Raw genomic sequence first — 1,894 nt, 5'->3', positions numbered from 1 at the left:
TACAGCTCCGCACGAAGCCCGGCCAGGACTCGTCGGCTCAGTGGCGCTCGTCCGCACCGTGCCCGTGGTGACATAGAGACGTGATGCAGGGTCCCCGGGGCGTGCAGCCGCAGGGCCTTGTGCTCCACGTCGGCGCGTTCCAGGTGCAGCAGCAGAGTGCGTACGGAACCGGAGCCGTACGTTTCGTCCAGGACGCGCCCTGCCCATGGGCGGCTCCGCTCCACTCACCCTCGTCATGTCTTTGGGCGGATTGCCGACACCCTGGCCGATCTTCGACAGCGTCTGCTTGGGCAGTCCGCACCGGCGTGCCAGCTCACCGAGCGGAATGATCTGTTTCCACCGAAACCGCCGCACGCTGCGAGCGGCCACCTCGTTTTCCCGCACCAGACCGTCACTTTTAATGGTCGCATCATCACTATTGACGGACGCCTGGACCGTACCCATGCTTGACATATCAAAGTTTCCGGTCGGCATAGTCAAAGTGACACCGGCCGCTCGAAGACCAGGTGAGCACCATGACGACCTCCGCCACCGGCCAGGCCCGCGACGACCGCGCGGCCATCGACAAGGCCATCAGCCTTCTCGTCGCCTTCGGTGACAGAGCGAGCATGGGGCTGGGGGTCAGCGAACTCGCACGCCGGGCCGGGCTCAGCAAGTCCACTGCCTACCGCGTGCTGAGCGCGTTGGAGCGCAATGGGGTGGTCGAGCGCGAGGGCACCGACTACCGGCTGGGGGAGCGGCTGCACCGCCTGGGCCGCGCTGTGTACGCCCCGGACACCGAGAACGTCCGAGACCTCCTCCAGCCCTATCTGAGCGATCTGTACGAGATGACCCGCCAGACCGTTCACCTCGCTGTCCTGCACGGGATCGACGTCGTCTACCTGGCCAAGCTCTACGGCCACCGGGCCCTGCCCGTGCCCTCGCGCATCGGCGGCCGACTACCCGCCCATGCGACCGCGGTCGGCAAACTGCTCCTCGCCTACGACGCGGATGCCGCAGCCCGTGCCGTCGCGGCACCTCTTCAGCGTTTCACCGACCGCACGATCACCGACCCCGAAGTGCTGGCCGACGAACTTCGACGCATTCGCCGGGCAGGCATCGCTTACGACTGGCAGGAAAGCCGACCGGGTCTGAACTGCGTGGCCGCACCCGTCCTGACCCCGGGCGGCACGGTACTGGCCGCGCTGTCCGTGTCCCTGTCCGGATCACGCGACGTGGCCGATCTGCGCCGTGTGAGCGCCGATGTCAGACGCGTCGCGGCGGCGGCCTCTCAAGGCTGCGGCAGGAGCATGCAGCAGCGCCCGCGGCTTGCCAAGAGCTCGGCGTGATCAATCGGCAGCGCCGGCTGCAAGGTCAAGAGCGATGTCGACAAACATGTCCTCCTGGCCGCTGACGACTCCCCGCTGCCCGACCTCCATCAGGATGTCGCGCACATCCACTCGCAGAAGCCACTACGCGTCGGGTCTTTGGGCCGAGGGGCGCGCCGAGCGTTGCGCGGCCGGTCGGCTGCACAACTCCTGCCCGTGCGCGCCCGCGACATCGAAGGGGGTGTCGACGGACTCTGCCCGCCCGACGCCCTGGTGGAGCTCCTCGAAGCAATGGCCGGCGCCGTCAATGACCAGGGCGCCCGGTGCCGATGCCGACGGGTCGTCTTCGCACCCGACGGCGCCGACCAAGCTCGCGTCGAAGCCGCCGGCACCGCCCCATTCCGATATGTCCTCGGCCTCGACCTGGGCCCGAAAATCGTGAGTCTCTTCGTCGCGGAAGCCGTCTGTGGGTCACCCGAACAGGCGGGGACCGCAACCGAGTTCCCGGATCGGGAGGGGCGTTTTTCTCCGCTGTTCCGTCTGTCCCGTCCTTGTCGGCGGACGGTGTTGGAACTGTCGCGTCAAGT

At 67.7% G+C, this 1,894-nt stretch carries 3 protein-coding genes; 2 read left to right on the top strand and 1 reads right to left on the bottom strand.

Features of this window, described 5'->3' with window-relative positions:
• The first annotated feature begins 515 nt into the window (after positions 1-515).
• Complete coding sequence (locus ACIQI8_RS44905) at positions 516-1,328, top strand: IclR family transcriptional regulator (protein ID WP_402365027.1); 813 nt, start codon at positions 516-518, stop codon at positions 1,326-1,328.
• Here ACIQI8_RS44905 and ACIQI8_RS44900 read toward each other — a convergent pair whose 3' ends face one another.
• Positions 1,329-1,433, bottom strand: coding sequence for a hypothetical protein (locus ACIQI8_RS44900; protein ID WP_402365030.1), 105 nt, complete (start codon positions 1,431-1,433; stop codon positions 1,329-1,331).
• Between the two features lie 90 nt (positions 1,434-1,523).
• Between ACIQI8_RS44900 and ACIQI8_RS44895 the strand changes: the two genes are divergently transcribed.
• A partial coding sequence (locus ACIQI8_RS44895) for a hypothetical protein (RefSeq protein WP_402365024.1) occupies positions 1,524-1,894 on the top strand: 371 nt, incomplete at its 3' end.

It is taken from the genome of Streptomyces sp. NPDC092369 (assembly GCF_044755245.1).
GTDB lineage: Bacteria > Actinomycetota > Actinomycetes > Streptomycetales > Streptomycetaceae > Streptomyces.
The sequence above is the reverse complement of the archived record's forward strand: the minus strand, read 5'-3'. Positions and strand labels throughout refer to the sequence as shown.